This window comes from Candidatus Soleaferrea massiliensis AP7, from assembly GCF_000820765.1.
Lineage (GTDB): Bacteria > Bacillota > Clostridia > Oscillospirales > Ruminococcaceae > Soleaferrea > Soleaferrea massiliensis.
On sequence record NZ_CCYH01000021.1, the window covers coordinates 130,383 to 152,374 of the forward strand.

18 protein-coding genes are annotated in these 21,992 nt (G+C 55.2%); 15 read left to right on the forward strand and 3 right to left on the reverse strand.

Annotation, left to right across the window (positions count from 1 at the left end; genetic code table 11):
• Nucleotides 1-31: 31 nt before the first annotated feature.
• The 15 genes from BN348_RS04855 to msrA all read left to right on the forward strand — a co-directional run bounded on the left by BN348_RS04855 (nt 32) and on the right by msrA (nt 15,960).
• Nucleotides 32-1,243, forward strand: coding sequence for a hypothetical protein (locus BN348_RS04855; RefSeq protein WP_156136413.1), 1,212 nt, complete (start codon nt 32-34; stop codon nt 1,241-1,243).
• Between the two features lie 129 nt (nt 1,244-1,372).
• On the forward strand, nt 1,373-2,608 hold the full coding sequence (locus tag BN348_RS04860) for a hypothetical protein (RefSeq protein WP_040196588.1): 1,236 nt from the start codon (nt 1,373-1,375) through the stop codon (nt 2,606-2,608).
• A gap of 285 nt (nt 2,609-2,893) precedes the next feature.
• Nucleotides 2,894-4,087 (forward strand): ATP phosphoribosyltransferase regulatory subunit, encoded by a 1,194-nt coding sequence (gene hisZ / locus BN348_RS04865; protein WP_040196589.1) that lies wholly within the window; start codon nt 2,894-2,896, stop codon nt 4,085-4,087.
• A gap of 133 nt (nt 4,088-4,220) precedes the next feature.
• On the forward strand, nt 4,221-4,592 hold the full coding sequence (locus BN348_RS04870) for a VOC family protein (RefSeq protein WP_040196591.1): 372 nt from the start codon (nt 4,221-4,223) through the stop codon (nt 4,590-4,592).
• 14 nt (nt 4,593-4,606) lie between these two features.
• On the forward strand, nt 4,607-5,260 hold the full coding sequence (gene hisG, locus BN348_RS04875) for an ATP phosphoribosyltransferase (RefSeq protein ID WP_040196593.1): 654 nt from the start codon (nt 4,607-4,609) through the stop codon (nt 5,258-5,260).
• Nucleotides 5,261-5,466: 206 nt separating this feature from the next.
• On the forward strand, nt 5,467-6,759 hold the full coding sequence (gene hisD, locus BN348_RS04880; protein ID WP_040196594.1) for a histidinol dehydrogenase: 1,293 nt from the start codon (nt 5,467-5,469) through the stop codon (nt 6,757-6,759).
• Nucleotides 6,752-7,813: a histidinol-phosphate transaminase gene (hisC, locus tag BN348_RS04885; RefSeq protein ID WP_040196595.1), complete on the forward strand. Its 1,062-nt coding sequence runs from the start codon at nt 6,752-6,754 to the stop codon at nt 7,811-7,813. Before hisD ends, hisC begins: the two co-directional genes overlap by 8 nt.
• A complete protein-coding gene (gene hisB / locus BN348_RS04890; protein ID WP_040196596.1) occupies nt 7,804-8,394 on the forward strand; it encodes an imidazoleglycerol-phosphate dehydratase HisB in 591 nt (196 codons plus the stop codon). The genes hisC and hisB overlap by 10 nt, the downstream gene beginning before the upstream one ends.
• Nucleotides 8,394-8,996, forward strand: a complete 603-nt coding sequence (gene hisH / locus BN348_RS04895) for an imidazole glycerol phosphate synthase subunit HisH (protein WP_040196597.1) — start codon at nt 8,394-8,396, stop codon at nt 8,994-8,996. The genes hisB and hisH overlap by 1 nt, the downstream gene beginning before the upstream one ends.
• Nucleotides 8,993-9,721, forward strand: coding sequence for a 1-(5-phosphoribosyl)-5-[(5-phosphoribosylamino)methylideneamino]imidazole-4-carboxamide isomerase (gene hisA, locus BN348_RS04900; protein ID WP_040196598.1), 729 nt, complete (start codon nt 8,993-8,995; stop codon nt 9,719-9,721). The genes hisH and hisA overlap by 4 nt, the downstream gene beginning before the upstream one ends.
• Nucleotides 9,715-10,473, forward strand: coding sequence for an imidazole glycerol phosphate synthase subunit HisF (gene hisF, locus BN348_RS04905; protein WP_040196599.1), 759 nt, complete (start codon nt 9,715-9,717; stop codon nt 10,471-10,473). The genes hisA and hisF overlap by 7 nt, the downstream gene beginning before the upstream one ends.
• A gap of 307 nt (nt 10,474-10,780) precedes the next feature.
• Complete coding sequence (gene hisI, locus BN348_RS04910; RefSeq protein ID WP_040196639.1) at nt 10,781-11,095, forward strand: phosphoribosyl-AMP cyclohydrolase; 315 nt, start codon at nt 10,781-10,783, stop codon at nt 11,093-11,095.
• A 12-nt stretch (nt 11,096-11,107) separates the two neighbouring features.
• Entirely contained in the window at nt 11,108-11,434 is a 327-nt protein-coding gene (gene hisE, locus BN348_RS04915) for a phosphoribosyl-ATP diphosphatase (RefSeq protein ID WP_040196600.1), read from the forward strand.
• 164 nt (nt 11,435-11,598) lie between these two features.
• A complete protein-coding gene (gene carB / locus BN348_RS04920) occupies nt 11,599-14,817 on the forward strand; it encodes a carbamoyl-phosphate synthase large subunit (protein WP_040196602.1) in 3,219 nt (1,072 codons plus the stop codon).
• A 183-nt stretch (nt 14,818-15,000) separates the two neighbouring features.
• Nucleotides 15,001-15,960 (forward strand): peptide-methionine (S)-S-oxide reductase MsrA, encoded by a 960-nt coding sequence (gene msrA, locus BN348_RS04925; protein ID WP_040196640.1) that lies wholly within the window; start codon nt 15,001-15,003, stop codon nt 15,958-15,960.
• Nucleotides 15,961-16,448: 488 nt separating this feature from the next.
• Here msrA and BN348_RS04930 read toward each other — a convergent pair whose 3' ends face one another.
• The 3 genes from BN348_RS04930 to murC form a co-directional block, all read right to left on the reverse strand.
• Nucleotides 16,449-18,215 (reverse strand): ABC transporter ATP-binding protein, encoded by a 1,767-nt coding sequence (locus BN348_RS04930; RefSeq protein ID WP_052446720.1) that lies wholly within the window; start codon nt 18,213-18,215, stop codon nt 16,449-16,451.
• Nucleotides 18,212-19,945, reverse strand: coding sequence for an ABC transporter ATP-binding protein (locus tag BN348_RS04935; protein ID WP_040196604.1), 1,734 nt, complete (start codon nt 19,943-19,945; stop codon nt 18,212-18,214). The genes BN348_RS04930 and BN348_RS04935 overlap by 4 nt, the downstream gene beginning before the upstream one ends.
• Nucleotides 19,946-20,226: 281 nt before the next feature.
• Complete coding sequence (gene murC / locus BN348_RS04940) at nt 20,227-21,609, reverse strand: UDP-N-acetylmuramate--L-alanine ligase (protein WP_082020794.1); 1,383 nt, start codon at nt 21,607-21,609, stop codon at nt 20,227-20,229.
• Nucleotides 21,610-21,992 lie beyond the last annotated feature (383 nt).

Genomic DNA, 21,992 nt, shown 5'->3' on the forward strand with positions numbered 1-21,992 from the left:
TCCTGTGCAATTCAGGAAGGAAATGAGAATGATGAAAAAGAAAAAAGTACTGATCTGTTTTTTAATCCTTGGCGCGCTGTTTATTGTGCCCTTCATTCAGAACGCATCGTTGTCCGGCCAGGAGCTTTTGATCGACGACTCGCATGTCTGCTCGTTTGAAGATCATATCTACTGGACCGATATCGAGACAAGGGAAGGACGTCCCGTCGGAGGGGCCATTTATAAGGACGGGGAGATTTTTTACCAGGAAAAGAACACCAGCTTCCATGCAATCGCGGCCGGCAGCGGCAGGGTTTATGCCGCGACCAACGACCAGATACTGGAGTTCAATGAGATGGGCGACCTGATGGAAGCGTATGATATCCCTAATATCACACAGCTCGAAACGGATGGCTTCTGCGTCCTTGCAGCAGAGAAATATCCGTCCTATGCCAACCTGCCGGAATGGAAGGCCTTTGTGAAGCAGCCGGGTGAAACGGTGTTTACCCCGGCGCTGGAGCTTGTCAGGGAACTCGATTACAAGGATGTCAGGTTTGACGATCAAGCCGACGCGAATCGGTATCCGAAGGAGATCGGAAAGCTGGAGATCTCCCATTACCTGCTGGCAGGCGTGCGGACAATGGATCAGGAAAGCTATACGTACGTCTTCTACGATCTGGAGGAGGGCCGGCCGGTCTTTGATCTGTACAGCTTCGGCTGGATTCAGCAGGCGGATCATGGGGACATCCTTATGGCAGACAACGCAGACGGGCTGAATCTTGTCCTGTACAGAAGCGACGGAACGGCCAAAGTGGTCTATTCATCCACTGAAGACGGCGCGGACATAAACGAAGCGACGCCGGATGATCAGCCGGGATACTATAATACCGTGAAGAGCCTGGATAAAAACAGGTTCATCCAGTCAAGCTTTGAGGGCAGCCGCGACGGTTCGTTCAGCCGCTCCGCTGAACAGCTGCTTGGCAGCCGGTTGATCGAAGTGGACCCATCTAAAGAGAATCAAAAGGAAACCTTGTTTTACACGGACCAGCATAAGCAGATTATCGGATACATAGACGGCCAATGTATCGTCACCGACTATATGGGCTACGATGTCAGGAAAATCGGCGCTGACGGCCAAAATTCATTGATCATGAGCTTTTCAGATATCCCATACTCAAAAAAACGCTATTTTAATCTTACGGGAACAACGCTTTTTATCTACAATGATTCGGGAGAGCTGCTGTGGAGCCGCCGGATTTCATGATCGTTCCATACAGGCCTTCGCGGGCCTTGACGGATATTATATATACAGTGATCAGGTTGTATGATAAGACGATAAGAGCAGATGTTTTTGCTTTGCAGGCTCTGCGCGATTTTGAAAGGGAATGAGATTATGAAAAAGATGAGAATGCTATCCATATTTCTGCTGATTGGTATGATGCTTACACTGACCGGATGCTTCGGCAGCCTGATAGGCGGTCAGTACTATATGATCGATCAGTTCCGCGTCTGCCAGGATGCGGGATTCACCTACTGGACCGATTTCGACGCAGATGGGGGCAGCTTAAAAGGCGGCGTCATCTTCCGGAACGGGGAGGTGTTCTATCACGATGAGAATGCCCATTTTACCGCGGTTGCAGCCGGCGGAGACAGAGTATGCGCCGCGACTGAGGAACAGGTTCTGGAATTCGACAAATCCGGAAATCTGCTGAAAAAATATAATCTTCCCTATATGACACGGCTTGAAACGGATGGCACCAGCATCCTCGCAATGGGCAAGCTTGTGGAGTATGACCGGGCGACGCGGGATATGACCGCGGTCTGGAGATCCTTTGTCAGAATGCCGGATGAAGATTATTTTACCGCGGCTGTCAAGCTTGCGGAAGAACTCAACTACAAGTCGGCAAAGTTTGATGATTCAGTCGATGGGGCTTTGGCTCCAAGCATGATCGGAACGCTGGACTTCTCAAGCTATAAGATGGCGGCGCTGAAAACAAAGGATTACGGTGCGGACGATTATCTGTGCTGTTTCTACAATATGGAAGAGAAGCGGCCCATTTTTCATATCAGCAGTCCCGGATGGATTGAACAGGCAGAGGATGGGGATATCCTGATAGCTGATAACAGGGATAAAATGAATCTAATTCTGTACAGGAGCGATGGAACGGCCAAAATGATCTATGACCATTCCATGGATATGGCGGATTTGACAAGGGAAACGCTGGATTACCTGCCGGTCTACTATTTAACGGTTGAAAGCCTCGGACAGAACAGATTCATCCAAACCGGTTTTGATGACAACGCGTTCGGCTATTTTGCAGGGACAGTGGATAAACACCTGCGCAGCCGGCTAATCGAGGTGGACCTGTCCGGCGACAGTGAAAAAGAGACGCTGTACTATACAAACCGGCAGGAACAGATGATAGCGACCAGCGGGGATTGGCTCATCATCTGTGACACCAACAACGAGGAAATTCGAAAGAAGAATATGAAGGACGGCACGTATACGGTCCTCAAGGATCTGAACGAGATCCAATATTATGATAAATGGTACTTTAACCTCACAGGATCGAAGCTCTACGTCTTCAATGAAAAGGGCAAGCTGCTCTGGTCGGATGAGGTTCTATAGAACAAAAGCAAATGCGCAAGCGATGTTCCCGGGATTCCATACAGTCTCAAATGCGGGATTCCTCTCAGGCAGCCGGATTTTCGGTTAAACAGAAAGGCTCCCGCCGTCAGCCGGCTGTCCGATGTCCTGGTATGGAAAAATTATTTCCACAGTGCAGAATATTTTGCACACAGTGTACAAATCGGCATTATTTTTCAGGAAATCATTGACGGGATGACATTGCATATGTTACTATATTGCCATGTTAGCACATTAGCATACTAAAGTAAAGGATCGGGTTGAACGATGAGCAGATATGATTTGGTTACGCCGCAGGGCACAAAGGACCTGCTGTTCGAACAGTGCAGCGTGCGCCGCGCGGTACAGCAGAAGATGACAAAAAAATTCTCCGACCGGGGCTTCCACGAGGTCATCACGCCGGGCATCGAGTTTTTCGACGTGTTTGACACAAGCTCCCGCTATCTCCCGCAGGAGATCATGTATAAGCTGGTGGACAACAAGGGACGCCTTCTGGTCATGCGGCCGGACAACACGACGCCGATTGCGCGGCTTGCCGCGACAAGGCTCAAAAACGAGCCGATGCCGCTTCGGCTTTACTACCATCAGAACGTCTACCGCGTCAGCCCGAGTTTAAAGGGCCGCAGCGACGAAACCATCCAGATGGGCGTGGAGCTCATCGGCAGCGGCTCTGCGAAAGCGGATCTGGAGATCATCGGCATGGCGGCAAGCTGCCTGCGGGAATTTAGCCCTGATTACCGCATCGAGATCGGCCACAGCGGCTTTTTTAAGATTCTGTCCGAAAGTCTGCCCGCCGACCGGCGCACCAAGCGGGATATCCAGAAGGCGATTGAAAGCAAAAATTATGCCGCGCTCAACGACCTGCTCGATTCGCTCGAAGCGTCCGAAGCGTCCGCCGCGCTCAAGCAGCTTCCAAGGCTGTTCGGCGGCGAGGAGGTCTTCCCGGCGGCGGCCGCTCTGTTCCACGACGACAGGGCCAGGGAAATCCTCGATTCTCTGGAAAAGCTCTACCACAACCTCAAGGCGCTGGGACTCGGCGAAAACATCATGCTGGATCTGGGGCTCGCGAATTCCCACGATTACTACACCGGCGTGATCTTCACCGGATATCTGCAGGGTATCGGCGAGCCGGTGCTTTCAGGCGGCCGGTACGACAACCTGCTGATCGAGTTCGGCGCGGACCTGCCCGCGATCGGCTTTGGGCTGGATGTCGACAGCGTCTCGAAGTTCCTGATGGAGAAGGACCCTTCCGGGCGTTCGAGGCCGGCGGATATGCTGGTCCACGCGAACGAAGGGTACTGCATCCAAGCGCTCGGTTACCTGTCCAGAAAGATTGCGGAAAACAACGTCTGCGAATACAGCTGCTTTGACAGCGTCGAGGATGCAAAGTCCTACTGTAAAGAGAAGGGCATCCGCGAGCTGCACATTGTGGATGAAACAACCACCATCATGGGGTTATAAAGCGGCGCCATTCATTACGGGCATCCAAACCCAAGGAGGAAATCTCCGGCCTATATTTGCTTCTTGCATGGTACCAAATTCGCTCCGGGGGAGCAATATTCGGTACCACTTTATTATACGAGGAGGAAGATGTATGCAGTTCAAGATGATTCACAACAACCTGAATGTGTTTGATCTCAAAAAGAGTCTGGCGTTTTACGAGGAAGCCTTCGGGCTCAAGGAGCATCACCGGATCGATGCGCCGGACGGCTCGTTTATCATCGTGTACCTGTGCGACGAGCTGGGACAGCATCTGCTGGAGCTGACCTGGCTGCGCGACCGGAAGGAGAAGTATAACCTGGGCGACAATGAGTTCCATCTCGCGTTCGAGACCGCGGATTATGCGGCGGCCTTTCAAAAGCATAGTGAGATGGGCGTTGTCTGCTTTGAAAACACGGCGATGGGCATCTACTTTGTGTCCGACCCGGATGGGTACTGGCTGGAAGTACTGCCGGCAAACCGATAGATGAGGAGAATTCGATGAAACCGTTACGACTCGCATTGACAAAGGGCAGGCTGGAGAAGGACACCGTCGGCCTGTTTGAAAAGATGGGATTTGACTGCACCAACCTGCATGAAAAGGGCAGGAAGCTGATTCTGAGCATCCCGGAAACCAATATGGAAATTGTGCTGGCCAAGGCCGCCGACGTCATCACCTATGTGGAGCACGGCGTCTGCGACATCGGCGTGGTCGGCAAGGACACGATCATGGAGAATTCCTCCTCCTTCTATGAGGTGCTGGATCTGGGCTTCGGCCGCTGCCGGTTTGCGCTGGCGGGCAAAAAGGGCGCGGATTTCTATGAGGGCTACGCGCTCAAGACCATCGCGACAAAATATCCCAATGTTGCGCGCAGCTATTTCAAGCACAAGGGCATGGATATCGACATCGTGAAGATTGAGGGATCGGTGGAACTGGCGCCGCTGCTCGGCCTTGCGGATGCCATTGTCGACATCGTCGAGACCGGCACGACCCTCAAGGAGAACGGCCTCGAGGTCTTCGAGACGATTGCGGACATCTCAGCCAGGATGATAGTCAACATCGCAAGCCTCAAGCTGCGCAAGCAGGAGATCGAAGGCCTGATCGCGAAGATCGAGCAGGTGCAGAAGAGCGGCAGCGAACAGAGCAACGCATAATATCCGGGGTTTACAGATAAGCCGTATGCAAATGAGAGGGCTTATGATATAAATATTCGCCCGGTGTACCAACAGAACCTGAGTTTACGATACATAAAGATGCATTGGTTCAGGCATGGAGCGGACAAGGGCTGAAGCTCTGTTCGTTCCGCTTTTAAACTGGAAAACAGACGACACTTTTCAATAGATGATAGGAGGCGGGGGAGATTATGCAGATTGTAAAGGCGGACGGCGTCAGGGAGAACGAGTTCCTGGCAACGCTCAAAACGAGAAGCAGAGAGGTCGACAGCGCGGTGACCGCGGCGGTCGGCGAAATTCTGGAGAATGTGCGGCTCGGCGGAGACCGGGCCGTGCGGGACTACACGGCCAAATTTGACGGACAGTGCCCCGAGGTGCTGGAGATATCGCGGGATGCGGTCAACGACGCGCTGACACAGGCGGACGAAGCGTTTGTGAACGCGCTGCTGGATGCGCAGGCAAACATCGCGGATTTCCACAACCGGCAGAAGACGCAGGGTTTCATCCACACACAGGAAAACGGCGTCATCCTGGGCCAGCGGGTTCGGGGGCTGAAACGGGTCGGCGTCTATGTGCCGGGCGGCACGGCGGCCTATCCGTCCAGCGTGCTGATGAATGTCATCCCGGCAAAGATTGCGGGCGTGGAGGAGATCATCATGGTCACGCCGCCGATGAAGGACGGCAGGCCGAACCGCGACATCCTGGTTGCGGCGGCGATTGCGGGCGTGGACCGGATATTCCTGATCGGCGGCGCACAGGCCGTCGCGGCGCTGGCCTATGGAACCGAAACCATCCCGCAGGTGGATAAAATCGTCGGACCCGGCAACATCTATGTGGCGACCGCAAAGAAGCTGCTTTACGGCACCGTGGACATCGACATGGTAGCGGGCCCGAGTGAAATCCTGATCATGGCGGACGGCGGCGCGCCGGCCAAGTATGTCGCGGCCGACCTGATGAGCCAGGCCGAGCACGACCGGCTCGCCTCCTCGATCCTGCTGACCACCAGCGAGACGCTGGCGGAAGAGACGGTGAAGGAGCTTGAGCGGCAGATGCGGCAGCTCGAGCGCAGAGAGATCATCGAGGAATCGCTCGAAAACTTCGGCGCCATTATCCTGTGTCAAAATGATGCGCAGATGATCGAGCTTGCCAATGCGCTTGCGCCCGAGCATCTTGAAGTGATGCTGCAGAATCCGATGGAGTACATCGGCAAGCTGCACAACGCCGGTTCGGTCTTTCTGGGCAACTACTCCCCGGAACCGCTCGGCGACTACTTTGCGGGCCCGAACCATGTGCTGCCGACCAGCGGCACGGCGCGGTTCTTCTCGCCGCTGAGCGTGGACAGCTTTGTCAAGCGTTCGAGCTTCATCTACTACACGAAGGACGAGCTGCTGAAGGCAAGCGATGAGATCATGCTGATTGCCGAGCGCGAGGGCCTGACCGCACACGCCAATTCGATCCGAGTGAGGTCCGAAGATGTATAGATTGAACAACAAGATCCGGAATTTGACCCCATATGACCCGGTCAGCGGGGAATTTGCGGTGCGGCTCGACGCGAATGAAAGCTTTCTGGACATCGGAAAGCAGCTGTGTTCGGTCGTCGCCGACGCAGTCAGAACGGTGGATATGAACCGCTATCCCGATCCATACTGCACAGAGCTGTGCGGGGCTTATGCGGACTATTACGGACTGGATGCCGGCTGCATCACGGTCGGCGACGGCTCGGATGAGCTCATCTACCTGATTATGAACACCTTCCTGCAGCGCGGCGAGCGGGTGCTGACGCTGCTGCCGGACTTTTCGATGTACCGGTTCTACGCCGAAATGGCGGAGCTTCAGGTGCTTTCCCTGGAGAAGAACGGCGATCTGGAGATCGATGCCGATGCGGTCATCTCGTTTGTCCGTGAACAGCAGGTCAAAGCGGTCGTCTTCTCGAATCCGTGCAACCCGACCTCCCTGCTGCTGGACAAAGAATCGGTCCGAAAGCTTGTGCGCGGCGTGGATGCGCTGGTGGTGCTGGATGAAGCTTACATGGATTTCTGCGGCCAGGAGGAAAGCCTTCTTCGGGAGGTACAGGAGTATGACAACCTGATCATCCTGAAAACGCTGTCCAAGTCGTTTGGGCTTGCCGCTTTAAGGCTTGGCTTCGCGGCCGCGAACGAGACGGTCACGAATGCGCTGCGGTCGGTCAAATCCCCGTATAACGTGAACAGCGTCTCACAGGCGATCGGCTGTGCCGTGCTCGAACACGGCGAGCTATGCCGGGAGAATCTGGACGCCATCAGGAAAAGCACCGCGTCGCTGTATCGGTCAATGCAGGCGTTACAGGAGAAATACCCGGCGATACAGAGGATATACGAGACCAGAACGAACTTTTTATTCATAGAAACCTCCTGCTCGAAGGAACTCTTCGAAGGGCTGCTTGAAAGGGGTATCGTTGTGCGCCATATGGGCACACGGCTGCGCATCACAGCGGGCAGTGAGCGGGAGAATCAAATGCTGCTGCAGGCGATGGAGGAGGTACTGTCATGCCGATAGAGAAACGCGAATCGATCCAGACCAGAAAGACCCGGGAGACCGATATCTCGATCCATCTGAACCTGGATGGGGAGGGAAGGCACCAGATCGATACCGGCGTCGGCTTCTTCGATCACATGCTGACCGCCTTCTGCGTGCACGGCGGCTTCGATCTCGATGTCAAGGTCAAAGGCGACCTTGAGGTGGACTGCCACCACACGGTTGAGGACACCGGCATCGTGCTTGGCAAGGCGTTCGCCGCATGCCTTGGCGACCGCGGCGGCATCGAACGCTACGGAAGCTTCTTTATCCCGATGGATGAGGCGCTGAGCTTCTGCAGCGCCGACATCAGCGGCCGGCCGTTTCTGGTGTTCGATGCGCCGTATCACGATGAGCGCATCGGCGGCTATGACTGTTGCATGACCGAGGAGTTCTTCCGCGCGTTCAGCATGAACGCAGGCGTAACGCTGCATCTGAAAAGCATGTATGGCAAGAACGACCACCACATTGCCGAAGCGCTCTACAAGGCGGCGGCGCACGCGCTCAGACTGGCGGTCAAACCTACCGGCGGCGGCACGCTTTCCACAAAGGGGGTGCTCTGATGATCGGCATCATTGACTATGGCGCGGGAAACCTGTTTTCGGTCAAAAACGCGCTGGATTATCTGGGCCTTGAGAATCACATCACCGACGATCCCACAGAGTTACAGAAGGCGGACGGCCTGATTCTGCCGGGCGTCGGCGCGTTTGCCGACGCGATGGGGATGCTCAAGAAAAGCGGGCTGATTCCGACCATCCAACAGGAGATCGAAAGAAAGCCCCTGCTGGGCATCTGCCTCGGTATGCAGATACTGTTTGACAAGGGGCTGGAATTCGGCGAGACCGAGGGGCTTGGCCTGATCGACGGAACGGTGGAGCCGATTGCGGCGCCGGGGCTTAAAATCCCGCATATGGGCTGGAACAGCCTCGACTTCCATGGGGACTGCCCGCTTCTGAAGGGCGTGCCGGAGGGCTCCTACGTCTACTTTGTGCACTCTTTCGCGGCGGTGACGCCGCAGGCAAACATCGCGGCGAGCTGCGGCTACGGCGGCGATGTGACCGCGCTGGTCCAGCGCGGCAATGTGTTCGGCGCGCAGTTCCATCCGGAGAAGAGCGGCGAAGCGGGCCTCACAATGCTTGAGAATTTTGGAGGGCTGATGGCATGATCATACTACCGGCAATCGACATCAAGGGCGGCCATTGCGTGCGGCTCTACCAGGGAGATTTCGGCACCGCCGAAAAGGTGGCCGACAGCCCGTATACAACCGCCGCTTCGTTTAAGGAAGCGGGCGCCGAATGGATTCACATGGTGGACCTCGACGGCGCGAAGGAAGCGAAACGCATCAATCAGGAAATCTTCGTGAAGGTCGCGCGGGAAAGCGGCCTGAAGGTCGAAGTCGGCGGCGGCATCCGTACGATGGAGGCGGTCGAATATTATCTGGAGCGCGGCGTCAGCCGTGTGATTCTGGGCTCGGCGGCGGTCAAGGACCCGGCGTTTGTCAAAGAGGCGGTCCATGCCTGCGGCGAAAGGATTGCGGTCGGCATCGATGCGAAGAACGGCCGCGTCTCCTGCGACGGCTGGCTGGACGACAGCGACGTCGACTACATCGAGCTTGCTAAGAGGATGGAGCAGGTTGGCGTCCGGTGCATCATCTACACCGACATCTCGAAGGACGGCACGCTCGCGGGCCCGAACCTCGAACAGCTTGACCGGATCAACCGGGCGGTGTCCTGCGACATCATCGCCTCAGGCGGCATCAGCGGCATCGAGGACATCCGCGCGACCCGGTCGCTCGGACTGTACGGCACGATCTGCGGCAAGGCGCTTTACGCAGGTAAACTCGACCTGCGCGAAGCCATCGAGACCGCGAAGGAGGGGACGTCATGCTAGCAAAACGGATCATCCCATGCCTGGACGTGCGGGAAGGCCGCGTGGTCAAGGGCATCAATTTTGTCGGCATCCAGGATGTCGGCGACCCGGTAGAATGTGCGAAGATGTATTCCGACCAGGGCGCGGATGAGATCACCTTTCTGGATATCACCGCTTCGCATGAGGGGCGCGGCATCATGGCGGACGTCGTGCGGCGCACGGCCCGCAACGTTTTTGTCCCGCTGACGGTCGGCGGCGGCATCCGCACCATTGAGGATTTCCGTGAAATCCTGCGCGCCGGGGCCGACAAGGTGTCGGTCAACTCGGCGGCGGTCAGAAACCCTGCACTCATCTCGGAGGCGGCTGACAAGTTCGGCAGCCAGTGCGTCGTGGTGGCCATCGACGCGAAAAGAAAATCCGACGGCACCTTTACAGTTGTGATCAATGGTGGTAGAATAGATATGGGCATCGACGCCGTCAAGTGGGCAGAACAGGTGGAAGCTTTGGGCGCGGGGGAGATCCTGCTGACCTCGATGGACACCGACGGCACCAAAAACGGCTTCGACATCGAGCTGACAAAGCGGGTGACCGATGCGGTCGGCATCCCAGTCATCGCATCCGGCGGATGCGGCACGCTCGACCATTTTTCGGATGTGTTCGAGCAGACCGGCGCGGACGCAGCGCTTGCCGCTTCGCTCTTCCATTACCGTGAATTGACGGTGGAGCAGGTCAAGGAGCATCTCAGAAGCAAAGGCATTCCAGTCAGGAAATAACTGAATCGATTGAAGAAGAGCGGAATGCGGCAAACGGCCCAGAGTGCAAAGGCCGAACAGGTCTTGTGATCTGCTGTAAACACCGCTTGATCCCGGAAGAGATATTGGATAAAAGCGGACAGCAGAGGAGGTCCGAACAGCAAAGACCGGATAGGCACTGTGATTTTCCGTAAGCACTGCTTGATCCCGGGAGAAATATCGATTAAAAGTGGCATGCGGCAAACAGCTCGGACGGTAATGACTGAAAAGTCCCTGTGGTTTGCTGTATACATAACGGAATCCCGGAAGGGATGATGGGAGAATGTACATGGATTTGGACAAATACTTCAAGAAGGCGGAACTGATTCCCGCCATTGTGCAGGAGAAGGGCACCGGCGAAGTGCTGATGCTCGCCTACATGAACAGGGAGAGCATGCAGAAGACGCTGGAAACCGGCTACACCTGGTTTTTCAGCCGTTCGCGGCAGGAGCTTTGGAACAAGGGCGCGACGAGCGGGCATCTGCAGAAGGTCGTGTCGATCATGGGGGACTGTGACGACGACACGCTTCTGGTCACGGTCGAGCAGACAGGTCCCGCCTGCCATACCGGGAGCAAAAGCTGCTTTTTCAATAAAATCGTGTGAGGAGTTTTGACATTGAACGATACCATCAAGGGTTTGTATGAGGTCGTCCTGGATCGGAAAGAGCATCCGTCCGAAGGATCCTATACCTGCTATCTGTTTGAAAAGGGTCTTGACAAGATTCTCAAAAAGGTCGGCGAGGAGTCGGCGGAAACCATCATCGCGGCGAAGAACGGCGATAAGACGGAGATTTCCAATGAGGTATGCGACCTGCTTTACCATCTGCTGGTGATGCTGGCCGAGACCGGCGTGGACATCGATACGGTAAATGGCATTTTGGAGGAACGCCGTCAGAAGATCGGCAACCTCAAGCAGTTCCATCAGACGGATAAAAATACATAAGCGCTGCAGGCACCGGCATCGTTTCGATACCGGAGGGTGCCTGCTTTTCTTTTGCGGATTTTTACTGGGGGCGCATGAAAAATAAAGGTTGCAATTTTCGCGCGTCTGGTGTAAAATATTACAGAATATGAGCATGAAAATACTAGCTTAGGGGGAGACGGCATATGCCAAAACGTACAGATATCCACAAAATACTGATCATCGGCTCTGGGCCGATCATCATTGGACAGGCCTGCGAGTTTGACTATTCCGGCACACAGGCGTGCAAGGCGCTGAGAAGTCTCGGCTATGAGATCGTACTGGTCAACTCCAATCCGGCCACCATCATGACCGACCCCGGCATCTCGGATGTAACCTACATCGAGCCGCTGAACGCGCAGCGGATTACCGAAATCATCAAGAAGGAGCGCCCGGATGCGCTGCTGCCGAACCTGGGCGGCCAGTCGGGGCTTAACCTGTGCTCCGAGCTTTACAAGCTCGGTGTCCTGGACGAATACAACGTACAGGTCATCGGCGTGCAGGTCGACGCGATTGAACGCGGCGAGGACCGCATCGCCTTCAAGGAGACCATGTCAAATCTCGGCATCGAGATGGCGCGTTCCGAACCGGCCTACAGCGTCGAGGAAGCCATGAAGATCGCCGATGAGCTGGGTTACCCGGTCGTCATCCGTCCGGCCTATACGATGGGCGGCGCAGGCGGCGGCCTTGTGTACAACGTCGAAGAGCTCAGAACCGTTGTCAGCCGCGGCATCAGCGCGAGCATGATCGGCCAGGTGCTGGTCGAGGAATCGATAATCGGCTGGGAAGAGCTGGAGCTTGAGGTTGTCCGCGACTGCAAAAACCAGAAGATCACGATCTGCTTCATCGAGAACATCGACCCGATGGGCGTACATACCGGCGACTCGTTCTGCAGCGCGCCGATGCTGACCATTTCGGACGAAGTCCAGAAGCGCCTGCAGGATGATTCGTATAAAATTGTGGAGGCCATCGGCGTCATCGGCGGCTGCAACTGCCAGTTCGCGCACGACCCGAAGACCGGCAGGATTGTCATCATCGAGATCAATCCGCGTACCTCCCGTTCCTCCGCGCTCGCTTCGAAGGCGACCGGCTTCCCGATCGCGCTGATCTCCGCGCAGCTTGCCTGCGGCGTCACGCTCGATGAGCTGCCGTACTGGAGAAAGGGCACGCTGGACAAATATAAACCGTACGGCGACTATGTCGTCATCAAATTCGCGCGCTGGGCCTTTGAGAAATTCAAGGGCAGCGAGGACAAGCTGGGCACCCAGATGAAGGCGGTCGGCGAGGTCATGAGCATCGGCCGCAACTATAAGGAAGCGCTGCAGAAGGCCATCCGCAGCCTGGAAATCGGCCGCTACGGCCTCGGCTTTGCCAGGGACTTCAACGAGAAAACCCTCGACGAGCTGCTCTCAATGCTGCAGGTTCCGACCAGCGAGCGCCAGTTCATCATGTATGAGGCGCTGCGCAAGGGCGCATCCATTCAGCAGCTGCATGAAATCACCAAAATCAAGCACTATTTCATCGAGCAGATGAAGGAGCTTGTGGAGCTTGAGGAAGAAATTCTCTCCTATAAAGGCAAGGCGCTCCCGAACGATCTGATCATCCAGGCGAAGCTGGATGGATTCTCGGATAAATACATCGCGCTGCTGCTGGACGTCGAGGAAGACGCGGTCCGCAGCCAGCGCGAGGCGCTCAAGGTTGTCGAGGGCTGGGAAGCCATCCCGGTTTCCGGCGTTGAGAACGCGGCGTACTACTACTCCACCTACAACAGCCCGGACAGCTCTCCGGAAGCGACCGACCGGCCGAAGGTCATGATTCTGGGCGGCGGTCCGAACCGCATCGGACAAGGCATCGAGTTCGACTACTGCTGTGTCCACGCGGCGTTTGCCCTGCGCGATATGGGCTTTGAGACGATCATCGTCAACTGCAACCCGGAAACCGTCTCCACCGACTATGACACCTCAGACAAGCTGTACTTCGAGCCGCTGACCTTTGAGGATGTCCTGAGCATCTATGAGAAGGAGAAGCCGCTCGGCGTCATCGCGCAGTTCGGCGGACAGACGCCGCTGAACCTCGCAAGCGAGCTTGAAAAGGCGGGCGTGCGGATTCTGGGCACCACGCCGGACACCATCGACCTTGCGGAGGACCGCGACCGGTTCCGCATCATGATGGAGAAGCTCGAGATTCCGATGCCGCAGTCGGCCATGGCGACCAACGTCGAAGAGGCGCTCGCGGCTGCAAAAGAGATCGGCTACCCGCTGATGGTGCGCCCGTCCTATGTGCTGGGCGGCCGCGGCATGGAGGTCGTACACGACGACGAGGCGATGGAGGTCTACATGAAGGCCGCCGTCGGCGTCACGCCGGAGCGCCCGATTTTGATCGACCGTTTCCTGCAGCATGCGCTGGAGGTTGAAGCCGATGCCATCAGCGACAGCGTCGACGCGTTTGTGCCGGTCGTCATGGAGCACATCGAGCTTGCCGGCGTGCATTCCGGCGACTCCGCCTGTGTGCTGCCTTCGATCAACATCCCGCAGAAGCATCTGGCGACCATCACCGAATACACCGAGAAGATTGCGAAGGAGCTGGGTGTTCACGGACTCATGAATATGCAGTACGCGATTGCGGACGACAAGGTCTATGTACTCGAGGCGAATCCGCGCGCATCCAGAACGGTGCCGCTGGTTTCGAAAGTCTGCAACATCCAGATGGTGCGGATTGCGACTCAGATCATCACCTCTGAGCTGACCGGAAAGCCGTTCGATTTCAGCCGGCTCACACACAGGACCATCCGCCATTACGGCGTGAAGGAAGCGGTCTTCCCGTTCAATATGTTCCCGGAGGTCGACCCTCTGCTCGGTCCGGAAATGCGTTCGACCGGCGAGGTGCTTGGCATCTCCGACACCTTCGGTATCGCGTTCTACAAGGCGCAGGAGGGCGTCAAGCTCAAGCTGCCGCTGGGCGGAACGGTGTTCATCAGCATCAACGACAGCGATAAGGAGGAAGCGGTCGACATCGCGAAGGAGTTCGTCGATCTTGGCTTTAAGATCGTAACCACCTCCGGAACCGGCGCGTTCTTAGAAAAGCACGGCATCCATTCGACCGTCGTCAAGAAGATGTACGAGGGCCAGCCAAACGTCGTGGACCTGATCAAGAACGGCAAGATCGACATCATCATCAATACGCCGGACAACAAGAAGAGCGCCTACGACGACAGCTATATCCGCAAGAGCGCGATCAAGTACGGCCTGCCGAACATCACGACCATGGCGGCGGCTATGGCGACGGCAAAGGGCATCCGCGCTGTGAAGGACGGCAGTGTCAACGACGTCAAGTCAATTCAGCAATATCACAGTGAAATCAAATAGAATGTATTCTTCAGCGCGTCTCAGGGCTTTTCGCTTTGAGACGCGCCTTTTTGTTTTCCTGATCCGCCGCATGATATTTGTCCGGATATATTTGTAAATTTTTATGTTAGGATCATGGAAAAGCATTTTTTCTGACCATACTACTGGATGAAAGAATCGGCAGATGACAGGAGGAACGGTATGATCAAGGATATCTATTTTGCCGGCGGCTGTTTTTGGGGCGTGGAGAAGTATCTCTCATGCATTTCGGGAGTGATTTCAACCCAGGTCGGCTATGCAAATGGAAAAACACAGAATCCGAGCTATGAAGAAGTCTGTACAGGAGATCCCGGACATGCAGAAGCTGTCAAGGTGCGGTATGATTCTGAGAGACTCGTGCTGGAAGATTTGCTGGAGCTGTTTTATCAGATCATCGATCCGACCGCGGTGAACCGGCAGGGCCCGGACCGGGGTATACAGTACCGCACGGGGATTTACTATGTGGAGGAACAGGATGGACCGGTCATCCAACGTTCTCTGGAGAAGCTGCAGAAGCGGTATGACCAGCCGATTGCGGTAGAGAACGGGCGGCTTGAAAATTTTTACGAGGCGGAGGATTATCATCAGAAATACCTGGACAGGAACCCGGCCGGATACTGCCACATCGGGGCGGACAAGTTCGAGCTTGCGCGCAGCACCCATCGTCCGCGGTATCATAAAAAGGATGATGAAGAGCTGCGAAGGACCCTGACCGAGCTGCAGTATCAGGTGACGCAGAACGCGGCGACAGAGCCAAGCTTCCGCAACGAATATTATGATCATTTTGAAACGGGCATCTATGTCGATATCACGACCGGCGAACCGCTGTTCCTTTCCAGTGACAAGTTTGAATCCGGCTGCGGATGGCCGGCCTTTTCAAGGCCGATCGATCCGGATCTTCTGACCGAGGTGACCGACTACAGCCTTCCCGCCGCCCGAACGGAGGTGCGAAGCCGTACCGGCGACGCGCACCTGGGACATGTGTTCGACGACGGACCGGCCGAGCTTGGCGGAATGCGCTACTGTATCAACAGCGCATCGCTGCGCTTTATTCCGAAGGAACGCATGGAAGATGAAGGCTACGGAGCTTATCTGCGCCTTCTGAAGCCGCGCGGTCAGGACTGAAGCAGGTTGACGCGGTTTGTGTTTTCCATCAACTTGTAACCAATGAAACCCCCAATTACAGCTTGTCTGCAATTGGGGGTTTCATTCTGTTAAAAGTTAAAAAAGGCGATATGATATTCGGTATCTTGTTGAGTATTTTGCATCATGAGGTATGAAAATACTGAAAAAGCAGCCTGTAATCGGGAAAACGTCCGCAACCAGTCACCTGCGGCGGGGCACCACCTGCGGTGGGGCAATCGCCTACGGCGTTCTGCGGTCGAAGAATTATTTACGCAGCGACTACGGGATTTGGGGTACCTGTGAAGATTGTCATAGGGAATGTAAGCGGCTGCCGGCCTGCAATTCCATAAGGCCAGACCGAATCATCCCGCAGTGGCCTGAGAAGATACAGAAGAGACAGCGTGCGGGAGATTGGGAAGGAGATACGGTATATGGGGGAGGAGGCAAAGGAACGCTGGGACACTGGTGGTTTGATGATATCTGTTCAGCTATTTTGCGAATTGACTGTTGTAAAGCTCCCAATAGGAACCGCCCTTTTCAAGAAGCTGCTGATGCGTGCCGCTCTCAACAATATTTCCGTTTTCCAGAACGAGAATCAGATCCGATTCACGGATCGTCGAAAGACGATGTGCAATCACAAAGCTGGTGCGTCCCTCAATCATCTTCAGGAACGCTTTCTGAATGCGGACCTCGGTCAGCGTGTCGATGCTGCTGGTCGCTTCATCCAGAATCAGCATCGGCGGATCGACCAGCATCACCCGCGCGATGGTCAGAAGCTGTTTCTGTCCCTGCGACAGGTTCTCGCCGGAATCGGTGATGATGGTGTCATAACCTTCCGGCAGACGCTTGATAAACGAATGCGCATGCGCCGCCTTGGCCGCCGCGATAATCTCCTCATCGGTCGCATCCGGCTTTCCATAGGCGATGTTGTCGCGGACGGACCCCTTAAACAGCCAGGTTTCCTGCAGCACCATGCCGAAGCACCGGCGCAGATTGTCGCGCGTCAGATGATAGATATCCACACCGTCCACCTCAATGGTGCCCTCGTCGACATCGTAAAACCGCATCAGAAGGTTGACCAGCGTCGTCTTGCCCGAACCGGTGTGGCCGACAATCGCAACCTTGCTGCCCTTCGCGACATCCAGGTTGAAATCGATGATCAGCGGCCGTTCGGGATTGTACGCAAAGCTGACATGCTTAAAGCTGACATGGCCCTCGCAGTGCTCGATGACCGCGGGATTCGGGTCGTCCGGCAGCTGGTTTTCCAAGTCGAGCATGTCGAATACTCTTCTGGCGCAGGTGATGGCCGACTGAATCTGCGCCATCACGCCGGAAATTTCATTAAACGGCTTTAAGAAAAGATTCGAGTAGATCAGAAAGCTGGAGATATCTCCAACCGATATTCTTGCCGAAATCGCCAGGAAGCTTGCAATCACGCCGACAACCGTGTAGGTGATGTTGTTGACATAACGGGTGGACGGGTTGGTCATCGCCGCATAGAACTGCGCGCGCAACCCGACGCCGTACAGCTTCTGGTTGAGCGCCTTGAATTCCTCAAAGGTCTTCTCCTGCATCGAAAATGCCTTCACAACCTTCTGTCCGCCGATCTGTTCCTCGATGTAGCCATTCATCTCACCGACATACTCCCACTGCTTCTTGAACATCTTCTGGGAGTTGGTGGCTACCAGCTTCGCTACAAAAAAGGAGATCGGTGCGGAGAGCAGTACAACCAGAGTCATGGTCGGATTGATCGTGAGCATGAACACAATCGCGCCGAGGATGGTCATGACGCCGCTGAGCAGCTGGGACAGTCCCTGCATCATGCCGTCAGAGACCGCATCGATGTCGTTGACAAACCGGCTGATAACCTCGCCGTGCGGGGTCCGGTCAAAGAACCGCAGCGGCAGGTTCGAGAGCTTCTCGAACAGCTCGGCGCGCATCGCGCGCACCACGCGGTTGGTCAGAACGGTGGTGGAGATGCTCAGCAGCCACTGGAACACCGCGTAAATGATGCTGACAAACCCGATCAGCAGAATCAGCCGGAAGACCATATCAAAATCCACTTGGCCGACGCCGATCATGTAGTCGATGGAATGGCCGATCAATACAGGCCCGCTCAGGTTGCCGGCCACGCTCAGGACAGCGCAGAAAACCGCAAAGAACAGATGCCGCTTGTTCTGTCTGATGTATGGCCAGAGCCGCCTGAAAACGCCGGATTTCTTTATGGCAGGCTTCCCCGTGATGAATTTCTTCATGACGCGGCCTCCTCTCCGGAGAGCTGATAGGCGCAGATCTGCTGGTAATCCTCACAGCTCTGCATCAGCTCCTCGTGGGTGCCAAGCCCGGCAATCCGTCCGTCGCTGAGCACAATGATGCGGTCCGCGTCGCGGATCACATGCGCGCGCTGGGATACGATGAACACCGTCATCCCGGTTGTCTGTTCGGCAATCGCCTTCCGCAGCTTCGAATCGGTCGCGAAGTCGAGCGCACTGGACGCGTCATCCAGTATCAGGATGTCCGGTTCCCGGACGATCGCACGCGCAATGGTCAGCCGCTGCTTCTGGCCGCCCGAGAAGTTGACGCCGCCGCGTGAAACACGGCTTTCCAGACCGTCGGCGGTCTGGCTGACAAATTCGCTGGCCTGTGCAATGTCCAGCGCGCGCTTCATCTGCGCTTCGGTCGCGTCCTGTCTGCCCCAGCGCAGGTTGTCCGCGATTGTCCCGGAGAAAAGCACCGCCTTCTGCGGCACAATGCCGATCCTTTGACGCAGCGCATCCAGTTCATATTTCCGCACATCGACGCCGTTCACCAGCACCTCGCCTGCGGTCGCGTCGTAGAAGCGCGGGATCAGGTTGACCAGCGTCGTCTTGCCGCTTCCGGTTCCGCCGATCACACCGATCACCTCCCCCTTTTTTGCGGTGAAGCTGATGTTCTCAAGCGCATTGTCGCCGGTGCTGCTGTAGGCAAACGACACATCTTTAAATTGAACGCTGATATCGCCGCCGCTTTCAGCGTGTACTGCCTGTTCGGGGGAGACGATATCGCTTTCGGTCTCCAGCACCTCAAAGATTCTGGCGCTGGACGCCGAAGCCTTGGTAAATACGATAACCAGGTTGGACACCACAACCAGCGCCAGCGAAAGCTGGATGACGTACTGGATGTAAGCGATCATCTCGCCGGTCAGAAAGCTTCCATTGTTGATGCTGATGGAACCGAACCACAGGATTACAACGATGACGAGGTTCAGCACCAGCGAGGTCAGCGGGTTCAGCAGCTGTGAAATCTTTCCGACCCGCACGGAGGTGCGGTAAAGCTCGTCATTGGCCGAATCAAACCGCTGGGTCTCCTTCTCACCGCGGGAAAACGCGCGGATGACCCGGACGCCGGACATGTTTTCACGGATGATCATTCCGGCGCGGTCCAGCTTTTTCTGGTACTTCTTGTAGATTGGTGTGGATTTTGAGATGATCAGATACAAAATCAGAGCAAAGACCGGCACCGATGCCAGCAGGATCAGCGAGAGCTGGAAGTTGAGGATCATCGCCATGGCAAGCGCGCCGATGCAGATGAACGGCGCGCGGATGACCAGCCGGATGAGCAGCGCGACAGCCAGCTGAATCTGGTTGACGTCGTTGGTCACGCGGTTGGTCAGCGACGAGGTGCCGAAGTTATCGGTTTGGGTATAGGAAAGTTTGGAGATGTGGGAGAACAGATCGTTTCTCAGATCGGTGCCGACGCTCTGTGAAACCTTGGAGCCGTAATACTGGCAGACCGAGGCGCTTACAAGGCCGATCGTCGCCATCAGCAGCATCAGGCCGCCCATCCGGAAGATGTATCCGGTGTCGCGGTTCGCGATGCCGTTGTCGATGATCAGCGCCATGATGGTCGGCAGGATCAGCTCCAGAATGGCCTCCAGCAGCTTGCAGGCCGGCCCCAGGATAAATTCCTTCTTGTAGTTTTTAAAATAGGGAATCAGCTTGAACACTTATCAGATCAGTCCTTATCAGTCAATTTTCCCGGATGGTATTTCTGCGCGGCGTTTGGCAGCGCAGTTAAAAAGGGAAAACACGGCAAATCGCACGTCATAGACATATCTCGCCCAGCGCCCGCGGCGCAGCCTCCTTTTGTAATGGGATTTCCTCGCCATGCAGGAGAGCCGCGTTTCTGGTATGGCTGTTTTCCCCATTACCCTCCTGGCCGCCTGAAATCAGGCAAAATTTATTTATATGACTTCTTGCAAGGTATATCCGAGCGTATCTGTATGAATCAATTCTTTGCCTGCAGCTTTTCCTTGATCATCTGTGCGCATTTGTTGACATCGCCGCAGCCCAGCGTGATGATCAGGTCGCCTTCTTCCGCATGCTCCACGACGTAATCGGAGATTTCTTCAAAGGTTTTAAACCACACGCAGCCGTCGATTTTATCGGCCAGGTCTTTGGCAAAGATGTTGTAGGTGTTGACTTCGCGCGAACCCATGATTTCAGAGAGCACGGTTCTGTCGGCGATGGAAAGCACCTCGGCGAAATCGTCGAGCAGCATGGACGTGCGCGAGTAGGTGAACGGCTGATGCACCGCCCAGACCCGCTTAAACGGCATCTCCTTGGCTGCGCTGAGCGTCGCTTTGATCTCAGCCGGATGATGCGCGTAGTCGTCCGCGACCGTGATGCCGTTCTCCTTATAGACGACCTCGAAGCGCCGTTTTGCGCCGCCGAATTCCCTGAATGCCCGCACGATGGCATCCTCGCCGGCGCCGCAGTGGAGTGCGGCGGCCGATGCGGCCACGGCGTTCAGGATGTTATGCCTGCCCGGAACGTGCAGTTCGATGCGCATGAGCTTTTCACCGTGATGCATCAGATCGAATTCGGTATGTATACCGGACTGATACAGAACGTTCTCGGCGTAATAGTCGTTCTGGTCGGAGAATCCAAAGGTGATGACAGGTTTCTCCACCCCTTCAATGGCTTTCATGGAGTTTGCGTCGTCGCCGTTGACGATCAGGGTTTTGGTGGTCATCATCGCAAACTTATGGAAGGATTTGATGATGTTTTCGAGCGTGCCGAAGTAATCCAGATGGTCGGCGTCAATGTTCAGGATGATGCTGATATCCGGATAAAGCTTTAGGAAGGTATCCACAAACTCACAGGCCTCGCAGACCATCAAATCGGATTTGCCGACCCGTCCGCTGCCGCCGATCACCGGGAGCTTGCCGCCGATGACGGCAGTCGGGTCAAGATTTCCCTCCATCATGATCTGAGTCAGCATCGAGGAGGTCGTCGTTTTGCCGTGTGCGCCGGAGACACAGACGCAGCGGTCAAATTTTTTTGTAACAAGCCCCAGAAGCTGTGAGCGTTCCAGGACCGGGACGCCGCTCTTCTGCGCCGCGATGAGCTCGGCATTGTCCGCCATGATGGCCGCGGTATGGACAATCAGATCAGCGCCCTCGATGTTTTCAGGCCTGTGCCCCAGGAAAATCGGGATACCCATGGCGCGCTCGGCTTTCAGCGTATCGGTTTCATTGTTGTCCGATCCGGTGATGTAATAGCCCTTCGCGTGCAGGATCTGAGCCAGCGGATACATGCCCGATCCGCCAATTCCAATAAAGTGCAGATGCCTTTTATTGTTCAAAATATTTTCATCAATATTTATCATAAAAACCTCCAAAACCTCTATCAAATTGTGATAACATGATCATACACAATATTATTATATTGCTTCCGGCACTGGAAATAAACAGTTTTTTATAAAAAATTGCAGAATTGAATATCCATAATAATATTGAAAAATAATAATAGAGATACGTCCCGTAAAAGCACGAAGGAGGTTTTTGTCGATTGCTTTTATCATCGATGTAAATCTATTGTCAAATTGTCCGAATGTCTGGACTGTTCTAATAACATCATCGAATGACGCATCATAGCATTAGTTGAGTCTATACACAAACTAATTTATTCGGCAGCGCTTTAGGGTGGTGAATTCTCCTTTAGATGAATGGGTCTTGCCCACTTCTATTTAAAATTCATCATGAAACAAAA